Here is a 16863-nt window from a genome sequence, read left to right on the forward strand (position 1 = left end):
AAAATCTATGTGTGGAATTTTCGGGCTCGGCATCAGGGAAAACGCCGCCCTGTCCAGAGATCGCTTCGAAGGGCTGTTAAAGAGACTCTACATCCTCTCTGAAAGCCGCGGCAAGGAGTCCGCCGGGCTGCATCTTTACCTTCCAGCTGCAGGGCAGGCATGGACCATCAAAGGCGCCAAGCCGGGAACTGAATTGCTGGAGTCGGCGGCGTACAAAGCAACGCTTTCTGCCACCCTTGATCTGGCGTATGCCCCTGGGTCCCCGGTACCACGTCAGCCGATCATTGCCATTGCCCACTCACGGCTGGTGACTAACGGTCGTGCCGAGTTGACAGAGAATAACCAGCCGGTCCGTTGGGGCGATGTCACGATGATCCATAACGGCATCATCGTTAACGTCGACAAACTTTGGGCTCAACTTCCCAATTTGGTTCGTCACGCTGAAGTCGATACCGAGGTCCTGGCGGCCATGGTCGCCAGCGCTATGGGGAATAATTTCGACCCTGTTCAGGCGACAGCCGAAGCGTACTCCGTGATCGAGGGCGCGGCCTCCGTCGCGTGGGTCCATGGCCAAGCAAGCACCTTGACCATCGCAACCAACACCGGTGACTTGTATTGCGCCAACCTTTCCGAAGGCAATGGGCTCGTTTTTGCGTCGGAGCGCTTCATTCTCGAGAATGCCGTTGGCAACCAAGACATCGCCAGCCAGACCATCCCGGTTGACGCAGGAACTGGTCTTTGCCTCGAGATGACTGGTGAGAGTGCGGCAAAGCGGTTTCGACTTGCCGACCACCGCGACGTCCCGCCAAAAGGAATTTACTGGCGGCGCGATGAAAAGACCAGGCAATCAGATGTCACCGGAGATATCCCAAAAGTATTTACCGTCGTGGCTCGTGAAGCTGATGTGTCTTTGCTGCGCTACAGCGAAGAGGCCATGAAACAAATCCGTCGTTGTACCTGCTGCGTCTTGCCGGAAACCTTCCCGTTCATTGCGTTTGACCAGCAGGGCCTGTGCAACTATTGCAGAGGCTACAAGAAAAAATACAAAGGGATTTCTCCAGAAAAAGCCAAGGCTGATTTTATCCAGTCGGTACAAAAGTATCGCAGCGAGAACGGTTTGCCGGATGTTCTCGTACCTTTCAGTGGTGGACGCGACAGCTGTTACGGCTTGCATCTAATAAAGCGGGAATTCGGGCTTAACCCGATTACTTTCACCTACGACTGGGGAATGGTGACTGATCTGGCCCGCCGCAACATCGCTCGTCTCTGTGGCAAGCTGGGCGTTCAGAACATACTGGTGTCCGCGGACATCAAGACCAAGCGCGAAAATATCCGCAAGAACGTCGCTGCCTGGTTGAGAAAACCTGATCTCGGTATGGTGCCGCTATTCATGGCGGGCGATAAGCACTTCTTCAAGATCGTCAACGATCTGAAGCGCCAGACGGGTATTCGGCTCGACCTTTGGTCCGCCAACCCGCTCGAAAACACTGATTTCAAAACCGGTTTCTGCGGCGTGCCGCCGGATTTCGACAAAAGCCGTGTCGACTATCTCTCGATGAGTCGCAAGCTCCGTCTGGCTATCTATTATGCTTCGCGCTTTGCAACCAATCCGGGATACGTCAATTCCTCATTGCTGGATACAGGGAAGGCCTTCCTCTCATATTACATTGAGCCACGACGTGATTTTTTCTTCATGTTCAGCCATATGGTTTGGAATGAAGATGAAGTCAACAAAACGATCATCGGCGACTATGACTTCGAACTTGCGCCTGACTCCACTAGTAGTTGGCGAATCGGAGACGGAACGGCGCCATTCTACAATTACATTTACATGACAGCCCGAGGTTTTTCCGAGTTCGACACCTTTCGCAGCAACCAGATTCGCGAAGGCCACATAACGAGAGAACAGGCAATGAAAGCTATTGTGGTCGAAAATAGACCCAGAGTCGAGAGCTTGAGATGGTACCTTGATGTCGTTGGGCTAGATTTCAACGACACGGTGCGGCGGATCAATCAATTAGATCACCTTGGCCTTCATGGTTGATTATCGCGCCAGCAAATCTGTGTATATCTAATGAATAACAAGTCGACCGATGATTGAGTTTTCAATCAAGGCCTGGTTGGGCTTCTCCTTGCTTGTAATCCTTGCCAGCGGCGCGGGCTTGGCATTTGCGTGCTTTATCTCCTGGACAGACACCGCTCGACAGGCGAGAATGAACTTGGCTTTCGGCCTCGCGCTAGGACCATTCCTCGCGGGTTTGGCGATAATATTGGCATTGTATGTTTTTCCGCGGGACTCCCACGCCACTCATCTTTGGGTCACGGCGCTCATTCTCTTTATACCGTGCGCACTCGGCCTCACTAAATGGTCGTCGCGGCCCCAACAAATAATTGATCCACGGTCTCCATCTCTGGGATTCTATCTCCTTTGCGCACTGCTGATTCTGTGGATATCGGCGCTGCTGGTTAACTCTGTTTTCATACCCCTAATTGCGAACGATGCCCTCGAGTATGCGACGGTTGGGCGAGAGTTGTTCCATGTCCGCACACTCGACGCCTACCCGGTTCTGAATCCGGACACAAATCTCTCCGGGTTTTACGGGCCCTGGACCCATCCCCCGCTTTACGTCTCGCTGATCTACCTGATGTCTATTATTCAAAGGCACGCTGATGCACCCGGCTTGATGAGACTGATCGCGCCGTGGTTTCTCATCACCGCCACTTTCGGCGTCGTGAGTTTGGGAATACTTCGTTCGAAAACCTTTGGCCTTCTCTCCGGAGTTTTGTTCTTATCAACGCCCTTGCTTTTCCTCGGGGCAGGTGCAGGCGCGATCGACGCGCTAGCGGTTAGCGGAGTCACCCTAATTATTTTGATCTTGCTGGGCGCCAGAAACGATACAGCGAAATATTCTATCAGCTTGGGTTTGGTTCTCGGCGTCTCCCTGTGGACCCATTCCCAGGCATTACTTTTCGTTCCGTTGGTTTTCGCGATGCTGATTATCCGCCGCGGATTTGCAGATTGGCTTATGATTGTCAAGGAAGCGGTGATCGTGTCGATTTGCGCTTTAGTGGTTGGCGGCGCTCCCTATTTTAAGAACTGGACTATTTATGGCTCCGCGGTCAGTGACAATCCTCCTGTATTTGCCCTGCGAGAATTGGATTGGTCTGGATATTTCTCCTATGCGCGCGGACTGGATAATTGGGCAGCAATCATCCAATATGGTGTTTTGAAGGGTTGGTTTGTTCCGACCTCGTTTGGTTTCGCCTTCTGGCTTTGGACGCTGGGTGCTTTTCTCTTCTGGCGACAGTTCAGGCGAAATGAAAAGGTCGGCAAAACCGGTTTAAGGCAGAGTTTGTTGGATCAAGAACAGCAGCTTTTGTGGCTGTCTGGATCCTTTGTAGTTGTTTATCTATTAGGTGTTCTGTGCTCAGTCGGGTTGGGCGTAGACATCATGATTCGTAATGGCCGATATATGCTGGTGATGGTGCCGGCGCTCGTCTTCCTCGCCGCTTATGCCGTTGAGTTGTCCTGCCAGCGCGCGACCAATTTGTTAAGCAGAACCACCACGCCCGGGTTGTTAAGAGATGCCATCCTCGGATTGGCGATAGGATGCAGTGCTATTATTCTTCTGAACTATTTTTTGGTCGGGCTATATGCTGAGTGGCGCCAAGTCCCATCACAACCTAAGCCAGATATATTCGCCGAAGATGCTGCAGAAGGTAACCAATCGAAGGCGCCGCGTTTCGACTTCATTCTAGATTATTGGCCGTCGATTCGCCTAGCGAGACAGCTTGACGACGTCGTTCCGGCCGACTCTCTTGTGCTCAGCATGCGCCCGGCAGATATGTACTACACGAAACGGCGATTCGTCAGCTATCTTGATCCTCGGCTGATAGGTGTGTATCGCGAAAAAACTGCGCGAGCGGTAGCGCAAAAACTTCAAGAGCTTGGAATACATTTCATTCAGTTGACAGATTACAGCCTGCCGCCGTTCTACAACTCGGCTTTGCAGTCGGTATTGGCCGATCCGGAGTTGAGCCGTCTTGAGTCCTCGGTAGGAATGTCGCAGCTATATTCCCTGCATTCAAGCGGGTTAAAAAAAAGCACAGCGACCGAGTTGGCCCCGCCGGGTTTCCCGTGGGCACGAAGCCATCTGTTTCCTGCTTTTGTGCCTAAAAGCATTGTCGAGTTGATCGGTTTTCAACCGACGCCATTCAAGTCCTCAGAGTCGGTGACCACTTCTCTTTTAAATCACCAGGATCAAAGCGTTTTGCTGGCAACGGGCTTTGCGGGTGGTATCGGTTGGGGTGCGCTGAAGCAGACGTTTATCGGTATTGAGAACGCGGAGTACCTGATAAACCTAGGTCTGCATGGGAAAGGGTTCGTGAGGCTCTGGATCGCGCAGTTTGACAGCACAGGAGCACCGGTGCTTTATGACACCATCGACAAAGGCAAGCCTTTACGTATCGGCGAAATAGCCCTTACGGAAAGCCATCCCGGACAGGATTTCGCGCGCCGTTTCCGGCCTCACCCCGATGGAAAATTTTTGCGGATCGGCGTCGAGCATTTCGGCCGATCCAGTGTTTTGATTGAGAAGGCGTCGATCACTAAACTCGAGCCTGTGAACTGAGAAATTCAGTCGTGCTAGCAACTGGCTTGGGTTTTTCTGCTTGCTTGGGGAACGCGTTGAGGCACAATCGAGCGGAGTTATGTAAACGCCAACATGGATAATGCTGTGGAGATTCCGGTTCTGTCCCTGGCTGAACGCAATAAGCGTCAATGATGATAAGTTGGTTCGACCGTTTGGCAGCACGTGGTGGTTTGCTACGCTCCGTCCTGATTCTTGCTGGAGGTGCCGCGGGAGCGCAGCTTGTAATGGCGGCGGCGATGCCTGTGCTCTCCCGCTTGTACTCTCCCGCCGACTTCGGTCAATTGGCAGTATTTTCTGGACTTGTATTGACGATTTCGGTGGCGGCATGCCTGCGCTGGGATATCGCAATTGCTCTTCCTGAAGCGGACGCGGATGCCTTCGGGCTCTTGGTCTTGAGTGTTGCCAGTTGTTTGGTCATCTCCCTGCTGGGATTGCTGGCCGTGACGTCGGCTACCGCGACCTTCGTGGACTGGCTGGATCAGCCAGAGGCGGCAACTTGGCTATGGCTGGTACCACCCGCTGTCTTGGCGGTAGCGACTGGCAGCGCCTTACAGAACTGGTTTATACGGGCTCAAAATTTCGGTTTAATCTCTAAAGCGAGGTTGAGTCAAGCCGGCACCAGTGGTTCACTACAGATCGCCTTTGGATTGTCGGGCATCGGTGTGATCGGGCTGTTGATGGGGTATGTTGCTGCAGCCATCGTAGTGGTTGGATTTCTAGGCTTTCAATTATTTAAACAAAGCCACGATTTGCAATTGGCTCTGAACACGGCAAACCTGCGAAGGCTTGCTAGCACCTACAGTCGCTTCCCGGCATTTTCTACTTGGGAAGCCCTGTCTAACGTTGCCGCCATCCACGTACCCGTTATTCTCATCGCGGGGAAGGTTGGCAATGATATTGCAGGTCAACTAATGCTGGCGATGTACGTAATTCAGGCGCCGATGGGATTAATTGGGGGGGCGATTTCTCAAGTGTATCTGTCGGAGGCCCCGTCGAGGTTACGTGTCGGCCGACTGGATCAGTTCACATTAGAGGTTTTAGGGAAACTTTGTAAGGTAGGAGTTGGCCCCCTGGTTGCGATTGGGGTTTTGTCACCAAGTGTTTTTTGGATCGTTTTCGGAAGCGAATGGGAAAAAGCGGGCCTTCTCATCGCTTGGATGACGCCTTGGTTTGTCCTCCAGTTCCTCGCATCACCGGTATCAATGGCTTTGCACGTCACTGGCAATCAGCGTGCTGCCATGAGCTTCCAGTTTTTCGCGTTATGCCTGCGTGTTTTTTCTGTACTCTGGGCTGCCGAGGTTTGGCCTGGTCTCGTAGGGGAAGCCTATGCCATCTCGGGCTTTTTTGTGTACAGTAACTACCTGTTGATCGTCGCTCACTCCCTGAGAATAAGGCCTGGGGCGTTGGCTGGCGTTTTGGCTAAAAACCTGTTGTGGTCGCTGCCGTGGATTATTTGCGGCGCGATGCTGGCTTGGACTATACATAACTACAGTGGATTAGCGTCGTGATGATCGACCTTGGATCCGTTTTCAGGCGTCAATCCGAGCGATCTCGGTGGGCCACAGCGTTATTATCACCAGATAACAGTTTGTTGGTTTTCGGTTTCTTGTTGCTGATGGCCTACAGCATGGTGCCGTTTCTTGCCTGGGCTGCTGCGGGTGCAAGCGACGAGTATTTGCTTTTGGCGAGCCTTACGTGTTTGGCGCTTCTCGCCATGTGGCTCGGTGGCAACTGCTCCATCTTCGACCATCGCGTTGGCGGCGCTTCAGAATTGGTGGAAGTGGACGGGAAGTATGTCATCGCTTTTATTTGTCTTCTCTTTTTATTTTTCGGTTTGTACGTTGTTTTAACAGCACCGACAGTTCCGCTATTAAGCGCTTTGCAAGGGGTTGACGCGTACTCGCTAAGTGAGGAAAGAGGTGCCTTCTTGAAGGGGAGGCAGGGCGTTGAGAGCGCTTTGCTTTATGTCTCGACTATCCTGACAAGCACCCTCGTTCCCTACGCTTTGCTGCATGCGTTTGCCTTTGGGTACCGGATTCGTTATATTACTCTGGGCCTGTTTATAATCTACTGCCTTAGTTTTATGCAGAAGGCGCTTTTTCTCAATGCGCTGATGCCAATTATTGTATTGATTGCCATGAAAGGCTATCTCAGCCGGCGGCTGGTTTTCTTTGTTGTTTCCGGCACATTTATCGCACTGCTCGGATTGGTTGCGTTTTCATATGATGGCAACAAGTCCGAAGCGCTTGTTGCGGGAAGCTATTTTTCTGGGTCTTACCTTCCTGTTGGGAGTTTGGACTATCTTGTGTGGCGTATTTTCGCTGTTCCGATATTTACGGCCGCGGACACCCTTGCCGTTCACCGGGAGACGTTCAGTTCCGAGCATCTCCTTGGCGCCACCAGTTCCTTCTTTGCCTTCGTTTTTGGGTTTGACAGGATTAACATAGAACGCTATGTTGCCGATTATCAATTTGGTGGGTCTAGTCAGATTGCGAACTCCAACGCCGTGTTTTTTATCGACGGTTTTGTTAACTTTGGTTGGCTCGGCGTTTTTCTGTATGGCCTGGTTGCTGGGCAGATTTTCCGATTGTTTCGGTTCTCGAGCGACATTGCGTTCAAAGCTTTGTGGCCGATTTTTGCCTTTCAGCTATTTTCGGGGTCATTGATCGGGACAGTACTAAGTAATGGTTGGGGAGGGTTGGTGCTTTGCGCCCTGTTTTTCAAGGTATCGGAACACAATACTGATCAATCGTTGGGCCGACACTTAAATGAATAGCCGTCTTGGTGGTAATACACAATGTGGTGGCGCTCCTCTTATTTCGGTGGTGGTGGCCGCGAAGAACGAAGAACATCATCTGCGTCAGGCGCTTTGTAGTATTTTGGCTCAGAATGACGTTAACCTTGAGCTCGTTTTCGTCGATGACGGATCCAATGACCGCACGTTAGATATTGCTTGCGAAATAGGTCGGGGAGATCGTCGCTTGTCTGTCTACAGTAATCAGGGTTCGGGCAAGTGCAGCGGCTTCAATTTCGGAGTAAGCAAGGCCAGAGGTGCCTACGTGTGCATTTTTTCCGGGGACGATGTGATGCCCCAGGGCAGTTTGCGGGGTCGCCTTGATGCCATTCAGGCTAGTGGTCAGGAAACCGCGGTTATCGGACTCTCGAAGCTCGTGACGATGTCCGATGTCAGCAAATTTGATGGCTTCCTTATTCCCCGGGCCAAGGGAGTTGGTGCTCTCAGTGGCGTGTCGCCATTGATGAATCGGAAAGCGCTGGAGCTGGTTTTTCCGGTGCCGGAGTTTTTGCCGAACGAGGATACATGGATGGAGTTGGCTGTCTTGCATCTTGAAGACGTCCTAGTGATTCACTCCAATGTCGTGGCGTGCCGATGGCGTGTTCATTCTGGCAATAGTATCAATATGATGTTGCCATTTGCAGAATACAACTCAAAGGTGACCGCCAGATTTCGTGCGTTGCCCGTATTCTACGAGAAGTTCAAAGATAGTATCAGTCAAGATCAGTCGACCATATTGCGAGCAAAAATGCGTTGCGAGGAATCCCGAGTTCAGGGAGATATGGTTGGCGTCATGTTGTCTGGCGCGGGTTTCGTTGATCGACTGCGTGCTCTTTCGATTACCAACGGATTCCTGTTTTGGATTCGACGATCTTGCTACGGTCTGTTTAGTGGCTGGTAGGTTTGGCTGTTCGGGGAATTTTATGAGTGAACGATATAGGATATGCGTCAATTGCATTATGGACACCACGGATCCCGGCATCTCTTTTGATGAGGAGGGTGTTTGCGACTACTGCAGCAACTTCAAGAATGAAATCGAACCGAACTGGTACCCAAACACCAAAGGCCAGACGGAACTTGCTTCTCTTGCTGAAAAAATCCAGGTAGAGGGAAAGGGCAAGAGCTTTGATTGCATTATCGGGTTGAGCGGCGGTCTGGATAGTTCCTATACCGCGCTGATCGCGAAGGATAGGATGGGCTTGCGGCCGCTGCTGTTCCACGTGGATGCCGGGTGGAACACCGATCAGGCGGTGGGAAACATAGAGAAACTGGTCGATGGCCTTGGACTTGATCTCTATACCGAGGTGATCAACTGGGAAGAAATGAAGGATCTCCAACTTGCTTTCCTGCGTGCGCAGATCGCGGACCAGGATTTGCCACAGGATGGCGCCTTCTTCTCGGCCCTCTACAAGTTTGCCAGGAAGCACCGCATCAAGTACGTGTTGACCGGCTCAAATGTGTCAACGGAATGCTGCCGTGAACCGGAAGCATGGGGTGGCTATCCAGGCATTGACAAAACGCTGTTCAAGGATATTCACGCTCGCTTTGGCAAACGTCAGTTGAAGACCTTTCCGCTGGTGGACATCTTTACGTACAAGGTGCTCTATCAGAAGGTTCTCGGAATGGAGGTCGTCAAACCTTTGAATCTTGTACCGTATATCAAGGCTGAGGCTGAGCGGGAGCTCGAACGCCGCTTCGGCTGGCAGAAGTTCCAGCACAAACACCACGAGTCGCGCTTCACGCGTTTCTATGAAGACTACTGGATGCCGCGCAAGTTCGGTTACCACAAGCGCCGAGCTCACTTCTCCAGTCTGATCCTCACCGGGCAGATGACGCGCGAGGCCGCATTGGCGCGTCTCGCACGGCCCGAGATGGGCGAAGAGTTTCTCAGGCAGGAGTTCGAGTACGTAGCCCACAAGCTCGGCTTGACGGTGGCTGAACTTCAGGAGATCTTTGATGGCGAGAACAAGACCTACCGGGACTACCGGAACAAGCGCTGGGCTATCGGCGTTGGTACCGACGTAATGCGTCGGCTCGGCCAGGAAAGAAGGTTGTTTCGATGATTCACATCGTGGACTATGGTTTGGGGAACATCCAGGCGTTTGTCACCATGTACAAGCGCCTGGGCGTGGCGACGGTGCGTGCTCGATGCGAGGATGACCTGCGCGATGCGAACAAGCTGATCCTCCCGGGCGTCGGCGCTTTTGACCATGCCATGGCCTTGCTTGATGCTTCTGGAATGCGCCAAGCGCTTGAACAGCTGGTGAAACGGGACCGCGTGCCCGTATTGGGCATTTGTGTTGGTATGCAGATCCTTGCCGATTCCAGCGAAGAGGGTGTTGGGGCGGGCCTCGGTTGGGTCAAGGGGCAGGTGCGCAGCTTTGCCGGCAATCCGGCTTCCGCCGCTTTGCCCATGCCGCACATGGGGTGGAACGATGTTCTTCCCGCTGCCGGGTGCCGCTTGTTTAAAACGCTGGAAGATGAGGCCCGCTTCTATTTCCTGCATTCGTACTACTTGGAATGTGCAGACGTGACAAGTGCGGTGGCACGCGCGGACTACGGCTTCAGGTTTGCTTGCGCAGTGCAGAATGATAATGTCTTTGGTGTACAGTTCCACCCCGAAAAGAGCCATCACTGGGGTGCGGCGCTCTTGAAGAACTTCGCGGAGCTCTGAGATGCTACGCCCAAGAATCATTCCGTGCTTGCTGGTGCATCAGGGCGGGCTCGTCAAAACCGTTGAATTCAAAGACCCAAAATACGTTGGTGATCCGATCAATGCGGTCAGGATTTTCAATGAAAAAGAGGCGGACGAACTGATCGTTCTCGATATCGATGCCACGGTCAAGGGGGCTGAACCGGATTACCGGATGATTGCCAATCTGGCCGCCGAGTGCCGCATGCCCTTGTGTTACGGCGGTGGCGTCCGGACGCCGGAGCAGGCCAAGAAGATCATCGGCCTTGGCGTCGAGAAGATCGCCATGAGCACGGCGGCAGTTGAAGATGCGACGCTGGTTTCCCGCACGGCGGACGCGGTGGGCCGGCAAAGTGTGGTGGTCGTTCTGGATGTGCGCAGGAAAGCCGGACTTTTCGCCTCCGGCTACGAAGTCTTCACTGGCAACGGCAAAAAAGCGCAAAGTGGAGACCCCTTCAAGCTGGCAGAGCGGATGCAGGCGGCCGGCGCGGGCGAGATCATCATCAATTCGATCGAGCGTGACGGCCAGATGAAGGGCTACGACCTGGCCCTGGCGACCAGAATGCGGCGCGAATCGCGGATTCCGCTTACTCTGCTAGGCGGCGCTGGCTCTCATCACGACCTTGAAGCGCTGCTGGGTGCATGTGGCGTGGTGGGTGCTTCCGCTGGTAGTCTGTTCGTTTTCAAGGGGCCATATCGCGCTGTTCTGATCAACTATCCCACGCCAGAGCAGAAGGACGCGATTTGCCGTGCCGGCCTTGCGTCGTATTCGTTGTCATAAGCGAGACCTAATGTTCAAAGACAAGACTCTTTTGATTACCGGTGGCACCGGCTCGTTCGGTAGCGCGGTTATCCGGCAGTTTCTCAATTCCGACCTGCGCGAAATCCGCATTCTCAGCCGCGACGAGAAGAAGCAGAACGACATGCGTACGCGCTATCACGACGCCAAGCTGAAGTTCTACCTCGGCGATGTGCGCGATTATCAGGCGGTGTTGAATGCCATGCGCGGCGTCGATTTGGTTTTTCACGCTGCGGCGCTCAAGCAGGTCCCCTCCTGCGAGTTCCACCCGCTCGAAGCGGTCAAGACCAACGTGTTGGGTACGGAGAACGTGCTTGAGGCGGCGATTAGCTGTTCGGTCAAGCGGGTGGTTTGTCTTAGCACCGACAAGGCCGTTTATCCGATCAACGCCATGGGGATTTCGAAGGCCATGATGGAAAAAGTCATGGTCGCCAAGTCGCGTGGCAGTAGCGAAACGGTGATCTGCGGTACGCGTTACGGCAATGTGATGGCCTCCCGCGGGTCGGTGATTCCCTTGTTCATTGAGCAGATTCGCTCGGGTAAGCCGATTACCGTCACCGATCCGAACATGACGCGCTTCATGATGACCCTCGATGATGCGCTCGATCTGGTGCTTTATGCCTTTGAGCAGGGCAGTTCTGGTGACATCTTTGTCCAGAAAGCGCCGGCGGCTACGGTAGACACCTTGGCCAAGGCGCTGATTTCAATCATGGGTGTGCCGAATCATGAAATCCGGGTCATCGGTACGCGTCACGGCGAAAAGCTGTATGAAGCCCTGCTTAGCCGAGAGGAGCGCGTAGCAGCGGAAGACAGGGGTGCCTATTACCGCGTGCCGCCCGATCTGCGCGACCTGAATTACGGCAAGTTCGTGGAAGAAGGTGAACCGAGAATTTCGCTTGCGGACGACTACAACTCCCACAATACCGAACGGCTGGATGTCGAAGAGATGAAGGAGCTCCTGCGTCGTTTGAGCTTCGTTCAAGCGATGGTGCGTGGCGAAACCCCCCACTCGGATGAGTGGCTGTGAAAGTTCTCGTTACCGGTTCCAATGGCTTCATCGGCAAGAACTTGATGGTTCGCCTTGGTGAGCTGGCGGCGTTCGAAGCCATTGAATTTGATCGTCAAGATTCGCTGGCCGACCTCGCGGAACGGGTGACTCGAAGCGACGCCATTGTGCATCTGGCAGGCGTCAACCGGCCGAAGAACGTCGAGGAGTTTGCTGCGGGTAATGCCGATCTGACGGGACAGCTTTGTGACTTGATCGCAGCAACGAACCGAAAGATCCCACTGATCATCTCGTCTTCCACCCAAGCCGCTCTGGCCAACCCCTATGGCGAGAGCAAGCGGGCTGCCGAAGTGGCCGGTGAATTGCTGGCAGAAAAGACTGGCAATCCGGTGGTTGTCTATCGCCTGCCCAACGTGTTCGGTAAATGGTGCCGCCCGAATTACAATTCAGTGGTAGCGACCTTCTGCCACAATGTCGCCAATGATCTGCCGATCGAGATTAGGGCTCCTGCCGCCGCCCTTGAACTGGTCTATGTGGATGATCTCGTCGCCCAATTCATTGATACGCTGTGTGCGGCGCCAGCCGGTGTGAGCAGGGGAGTGGTCAGCCCGGTTTACGGCATTACGCTGGGTGATCTGGCGGAGCAGATCGGCGCCTTCCGGAACTGCCGCGATAGCTTGGTTTCGGAGCGAGTGGGGACCGGGCTGGTGCGCGCCTTGTATGCTACCTACGTCACTTATCTACCACTCGCCAAGTTGGCCTACGACCTCCCCAAACACGGCGATGAGCGCGGCGTGTTTGTCGAAATGCTGAAGACGAAGGATTCCGGGCAGTTCTCGTTCTTCACCGCCCATCCGGGGACTACTCGGGGTGGACACTATCACCACACCAAGACCGAGAAATTCCTGGTCGTCAAGGGCTCGGCACGTTTCGGTTTCCGGCATGTGGTCACAGATGAACAGTACGAGGTCCTTACGTCGGGCGACAAACCCCAGGTCGTCGAAACCGTGCCAGGCTGGGCGCACGATATCACCAATGTCGGTGTTGACGATATGGTGGTCATGCTGTGGGCCAACGAGATCTTCGACCGCACCCGTTCGGATACCATCGCCGCAAAGGTTTGATATGAAGAAGCTGAAAGTCATGACCGTGGTAGGCACCCGCCCGGAGATCATCCGCCTATCGCGCGTGGTGGCAAAGCTGGACGAACATTGCGAGCACGTGATCGTGCACACGGGTCAGAATTACGATTACGAACTGAATCAGATATTTTTCGACGACCTGGCTATCCGCACACCCGACCACTTTCTGAATGCAGCCGGGGCCAGCGGTGCCGAAACCATCGGCAAGGTCATTATTGCGGTCGACACCGTTTTGGCGGTAGAAAAGCCGCATGCAATGCTCGTGCTGGGTGACACCAACAGCTGCATGGCAGTGATTCCGGCCAAGCGCCGCAAGATTCCGATCTTCCACATGGAGGCGGGTAATCGCTGCTTCGACATGCGTGTGCCAGAAGAGATCAACCGCCGCATCGTCGACCATACCGCCGACATCAACCTGACGTACAGCACCAGCGCCCGTGACTATCTGCTGCGCGAAGGCTTGCCACCCGACATGGTAATCAAGGTCGGTAGCCCGATGTTCGAGGTGCTTAACCACTATCGGGCAGGCATTGAGCAGTCGGATGTGCTGTCACGACTGCAACTCGAGGCCGGGAAATTCTTCGTCGTCAGCGCTCACCGCGAAGAAAACATCGATTCCGACTGCAACTTCCTCAAGCTGGTCGGCGTTGTCAATCAGCTGGCCGAAAGCTACGGCTACCCGGTGATCGTTTCCACCCACCCGCGTACGCGAAATCGGGTGGATGCCCTAAGTATCCGGTTTGGTCCTTTGGTTCGCCTGTTAAAGCCCCTTGGCTTCAAGGATTACAACAAGCTGCAACTGACCGCCAAAGCAGTGTTATCCGACAGCGGAACGATCAACGAAGAGTCCTCGATCCTCAATTTCCCGGCGCTGAACCTGCGCGAAGCGCACGAGCGGCCCGAAGGCATGGAAGAGGCGGCGGTGATGATGGTCGGCCTGGAGGTCGAGCGCGTCATGCAGGCGCTGGCGATTCTGGAGAGCCAGCCGCGCGGTGACAGTCGTGGTCTTCGGCTGGTGGGCGACTACAGCGTGCCGAACGTTGCAGAGAAGGTGGTGCGGATCGTTCACAGCTACGTGGATTACGTGAACCGGGTGGTGTGGAAGCGGTATTGAGGCTGACGTGCGAATTCTTGTCGTCAGCCAGTATTTCTGGCCGGAGAACTTCAGGATCAATGACCTGGTGGCCGAGTGTTGTGAGCGGGGGCACGAGGTTACGGTATTGACCGGGTACCCCAACTATCCTTCAGGCGAGGTCTTCCCCGAGTTCCAAAGAAATCCGAGCGCGTACACAACCTATGCTGCTGCGCGCATCGTTCGCGTGCCAATGGTATCCCGCGGCAGGGGTGGTCTGCGGCTCATGCTCAATTATGCGAGCTTTGCCGTCAGCGCCATGGCGCTTGGGGCGTGGCGGCTACGTGGGGAGATGTTCGATGTCATATTTGTCTTTGAGCCGTCGCCCATCACCGTTGGCTTGCCGGCGGTGTTTCTCCGCTACCTGAAACGGGCGCCATTGGCATTCTGGGTACTGGATCTTTGGCCGGAAACCCTTGAGGCCGTGGGCGTCGTCAGCTCCAAAAAGGTGTTGAAGGCGGTTGGCCTGGTGGTGTCGTTCATCTATAACCGGTGCGATATGGTCTTGGCGCAGTCAAGGAGCTTTATTCCTCAGATTCGCCGGTATTGCAAGGCTGACAAGGTCGTCGAGTATTTCCCGAGTTGGTCGGATGCCGAGTTCAATACTTCGGCCGCCGAGGCGGCTAAAGAGGTTCCTGCGAGCGAAGGAGTTTTCAGCATCATGTTTACCGGGAACATCGGGGATGCGCAGGATTTCCCGTCAGTTCTTGATGCCGCGGAGCGACTCAAAGAAGACAAGAGCATACGCTGGTTGATCGTGGGCGACGGCCGTGCTTCCGACTGGGTCAAGTCGGAGGTAAGACAGCGAGGTCTTGAGCATTGCGTTTTCATGCTGGGGCGTTACCCGATTAACCGTATGCCTTCTTTCTATCGACGTGCTGATGCGTTGTTGGTGTCCTTGAAGGATGAACCGGTTTTTGCCATGACTATTCCTGGCAAACTTCAGTCTTACCTGGCAGCGGGCATTCCAGTTCTTGCCATGTTGAATGGTGAGGGCGCGGAGATTGTTGCGCGCTCCGGCGCTGGGCTTTCGTGCCCGGCCGGAGATGGAGAGGCGCTGTCTGTGGCTGCGCGGCAGCTCGCTTGCATGGACAGCGATAGGCGGCAAGCAATGGGCGCACGTGGTTTGGCGCTCTACAAAGAGGAGTTCGACAGAGCGGCGCTGATTTCGCGCTTGCTGTCCTGGTTCGAGGATTTGTCGGCGGGTAGAACGGGTAAGCTCAGGCGAAGGGAGCACCGTCGATGATCCTGGTTACTGGTGCAACCGGTTTCGTTGGCCGGGCATTGTGCGCTTCTCTCTGTGAGCGGGGTCCGTTGCGGATTAGCGTGCGTAAAAGGGTGGCGGGCGAATGGCCGGAAGGCGTGGACGTAGTCCAGGCTTCACTGTCTCCTGATCAGGATTGGACGGGTAGCATGCCGGGAGTCAACGTCGTCGTTCACTGTGCGGCGCGCGTGCACATGATGAAGGACCGAGCCGCCGATCCCTTGGCCGAGTTCCGTCGGGTGAATGTCGAGGGTACCTTGCGTTTGGCGCGGCAAGCCGCCGAGGCGGGGGTGCGGAGGTTTGTGTCTCTCAGTTCGATCAAGGTGAATGGCGATTATTCGCAGCCCGGACGACCATTTACCGTCGACCAGCACCCTGAACCTGGCGATCCCTACGCGGTTTCCAAGTGCGAGGCCGAAGCGGGGCTGCGAGTCGTGTCGCAGGATACGGGCATGGAGGTGGTGATCATCCGTCCACCGCTGGTCTATGGGCCGGGGGTCGAGGCGAATTTCCTGGCGATGATGCGCTGGCTGTCGAGCGGCATTCCACTGCCGTTGGGCGGGATCACCGAAAACCGTCGCAGTCTTGTCTTTCTGGACAATCTCGTCGACCTGATTGTCGCCTGCATCTACCATCCAGCTGCTGCCAACCGGACCTTCCTGGTTTCCGATGACGAAGACCTATCGACGGCTGCATTACTGCGCCGGCTGGCAGCAGCCCTCGGGCGGCCAGCCCGCTTGCTTCCATTGCCGGCGGGATTGATTGCGCTGGGCGCAAAACTCGTCGGGCGACCGGGCATCGCCCAACGTTTGTGCGACTCGTTGCAGGTGGATATCAGCAACACCAAGGCGCTGCTCGGCTGGTCGCCACCGGTGAGCGTAGATGAGGGACTGCGTCGCGTGGCTGAGGATTGGCTCAGGAACGGCAGCGGATGCTTGATTTAACAGACGAGAGGCGCGCGCTGTGCCCGTGTGCACCGAGAATCCCATTACCTTCAGTGCACCAAGGGGCATAATGTAGCGCCGTGCCGGCACGGTTACCCGGGTGGGCAAAGAGAACATGCCGCATCGCCGCCGCTCCGCGCGTCGCGCACCAGCGCATCACGACGAGGTCTAGAAAAACACCCGAAACGCGGCAATATGCAAATGAGCTGCGTTGTAAAGCAGATGGTCACGGGGTGTCCGGAGTCGGGTTTTCGATTTCTTTGCAGCCTCTGACTCCGTTGATCGCTGGTGGCCAAGACCGTGCGCATGACGTTAACCCGAGGACCTGAATACGTTCAGGGCCACGAACTGATTGGTACCTTACAGGCGATGGATACGGTATTGGCCGATGGCGGCTTAGCGGAATCATGAAGAGATTTGTTCCCGAACGGATTTCCA

Annotated in this window: 13 protein-coding genes; all 13 read left to right on the plus strand. The window is 54.8% G+C overall.

The window, feature by feature from the left end; translation table 11 throughout:
• Positions 1 to 7: 7 nt before the first annotated feature.
• On the plus strand, positions 8 to 2044 hold the full coding sequence (locus RUW20_RS03285; RefSeq protein ID WP_313950767.1) for a hypothetical protein: 2037 nt from the start codon (positions 8 to 10) through the stop codon (positions 2042 to 2044).
• Between the two features lie 49 nt (positions 2045 to 2093).
• Entirely contained in the window at positions 2094 to 4631 is a 2538-nt protein-coding gene (locus RUW20_RS03290) for a hypothetical protein (protein ID WP_313950768.1), read from the plus strand.
• Between the two features lie 149 nt (positions 4632 to 4780).
• Entirely contained in the window at positions 4781 to 6160 is a 1380-nt protein-coding gene (locus RUW20_RS03295) for a lipopolysaccharide biosynthesis protein (RefSeq protein WP_313950769.1), read from the plus strand.
• The gene (locus RUW20_RS03300; protein ID WP_313950770.1) at positions 6157 to 7428 is read left to right on the plus strand and encodes a hypothetical protein; all 1272 of its coding nucleotides are present in this window, start codon (positions 6157 to 6159) and stop codon (positions 7426 to 7428) included. The genes RUW20_RS03295 and RUW20_RS03300 overlap by 4 nt, the downstream gene beginning before the upstream one ends.
• A complete protein-coding gene (locus RUW20_RS03305; protein ID WP_313950771.1) occupies positions 7421 to 8347 on the plus strand; it encodes a glycosyltransferase family 2 protein in 927 nt (308 codons plus the stop codon). Before RUW20_RS03300 ends, RUW20_RS03305 begins: the two co-directional genes overlap by 8 nt.
• A 22-nt stretch (positions 8348 to 8369) precedes the next feature.
• The gene (locus RUW20_RS03310) at positions 8370 to 9509 is read left to right on the plus strand and encodes an N-acetyl sugar amidotransferase (protein WP_313950772.1); all 1140 of its coding nucleotides are present in this window, start codon (positions 8370 to 8372) and stop codon (positions 9507 to 9509) included.
• A complete protein-coding gene (hisH, locus tag RUW20_RS03315) occupies positions 9506 to 10120 on the plus strand; it encodes an imidazole glycerol phosphate synthase subunit HisH (RefSeq protein ID WP_313950773.1) in 615 nt (204 codons plus the stop codon). The genes RUW20_RS03310 and hisH overlap by 4 nt, the downstream gene beginning before the upstream one ends.
• 1 nt (position 10121) lies before the next feature.
• The gene (locus RUW20_RS03320) at positions 10122 to 10919 is read left to right on the plus strand and encodes an AglZ/HisF2 family acetamidino modification protein (protein ID WP_313950774.1); all 798 of its coding nucleotides are present in this window, start codon (positions 10122 to 10124) and stop codon (positions 10917 to 10919) included.
• Between the two features lie 10 nt (positions 10920 to 10929).
• Positions 10930 to 11964: a polysaccharide biosynthesis protein gene (locus tag RUW20_RS03325; protein WP_313950775.1), complete on the plus strand. Its 1035-nt coding sequence runs from the start codon at positions 10930 to 10932 to the stop codon at positions 11962 to 11964.
• Positions 11961 to 13067, plus strand: coding sequence for a UDP-2-acetamido-2,6-beta-L-arabino-hexul-4-ose reductase (wbjC, locus tag RUW20_RS03330; protein ID WP_313950776.1), 1107 nt, complete (start codon positions 11961 to 11963; stop codon positions 13065 to 13067). Before RUW20_RS03325 ends, wbjC begins: the two co-directional genes overlap by 4 nt.
• A gap of 1 nt (position 13068) precedes the next feature.
• The gene (wecB, locus tag RUW20_RS03335) at positions 13069 to 14199 is read left to right on the plus strand and encodes a non-hydrolyzing UDP-N-acetylglucosamine 2-epimerase (protein ID WP_313950825.1); all 1131 of its coding nucleotides are present in this window, start codon (positions 13069 to 13071) and stop codon (positions 14197 to 14199) included.
• A 7-nt stretch (positions 14200 to 14206) separates the two neighbouring features.
• A complete protein-coding gene (locus RUW20_RS03340) occupies positions 14207 to 15463 on the plus strand; it encodes a glycosyltransferase family 4 protein (protein ID WP_313950777.1) in 1257 nt (418 codons plus the stop codon).
• Positions 15460 to 16425, plus strand: a complete 966-nt coding sequence (locus RUW20_RS03345) for an SDR family oxidoreductase (RefSeq protein ID WP_313950779.1) — start codon at positions 15460 to 15462, stop codon at positions 16423 to 16425. Before RUW20_RS03340 ends, RUW20_RS03345 begins: the two co-directional genes overlap by 4 nt.
• Positions 16426 to 16863 lie beyond the last annotated feature (438 nt).

Origin of the sequence: Accumulibacter sp., assembly GCF_032229525.1 — a bacterium.
Taxonomy (GTDB): Bacteria; Pseudomonadota; Gammaproteobacteria; order Burkholderiales; family Rhodocyclaceae; genus Accumulibacter.

Bases quoted from the DNA above. Each gene is read 5' to 3' on its own strand.
- RUW20_RS03285 (WP_313950767.1), top strand. From the start codon at position 8: ATGTGTGGAATTTTCGGGCTCGGCATCAGGGAAAACGCCGCCCTGTCC.
- RUW20_RS03290 (WP_313950768.1), top strand. From the start codon at position 2,094: ATGATTGAGTTTTCAATCAAGGCCTGGTTGGGCTTCTCCTTGCTTGTA.
- RUW20_RS03295 (WP_313950769.1), top strand. From the start codon at position 4,781: ATGATGATAAGTTGGTTCGACCGTTTGGCAGCACGTGGTGGTTTGCTA.
- RUW20_RS03305 (WP_313950771.1), top strand. From the start codon at position 7,421: ATGAATAGCCGTCTTGGTGGTAATACACAATGTGGTGGCGCTCCTCTT.
- RUW20_RS03310 (WP_313950772.1), top strand. From the start codon at position 8,370: ATGAGTGAACGATATAGGATATGCGTCAATTGCATTATGGACACCACG.
- hisH (WP_313950773.1), top strand. From the start codon at position 9,506: ATGATTCACATCGTGGACTATGGTTTGGGGAACATCCAGGCGTTTGTC.
- RUW20_RS03320 (WP_313950774.1), top strand. From the start codon at position 10,122: ATGCTACGCCCAAGAATCATTCCGTGCTTGCTGGTGCATCAGGGCGGG.
- RUW20_RS03325 (WP_313950775.1), top strand. From the start codon at position 10,930: ATGTTCAAAGACAAGACTCTTTTGATTACCGGTGGCACCGGCTCGTTC.
- wecB (WP_313950825.1), top strand. From the start codon at position 13,069: ATGAAGAAGCTGAAAGTCATGACCGTGGTAGGCACCCGCCCGGAGATC.
- RUW20_RS03345 (WP_313950779.1), top strand. From the start codon at position 15,460: ATGATCCTGGTTACTGGTGCAACCGGTTTCGTTGGCCGGGCATTGTGC.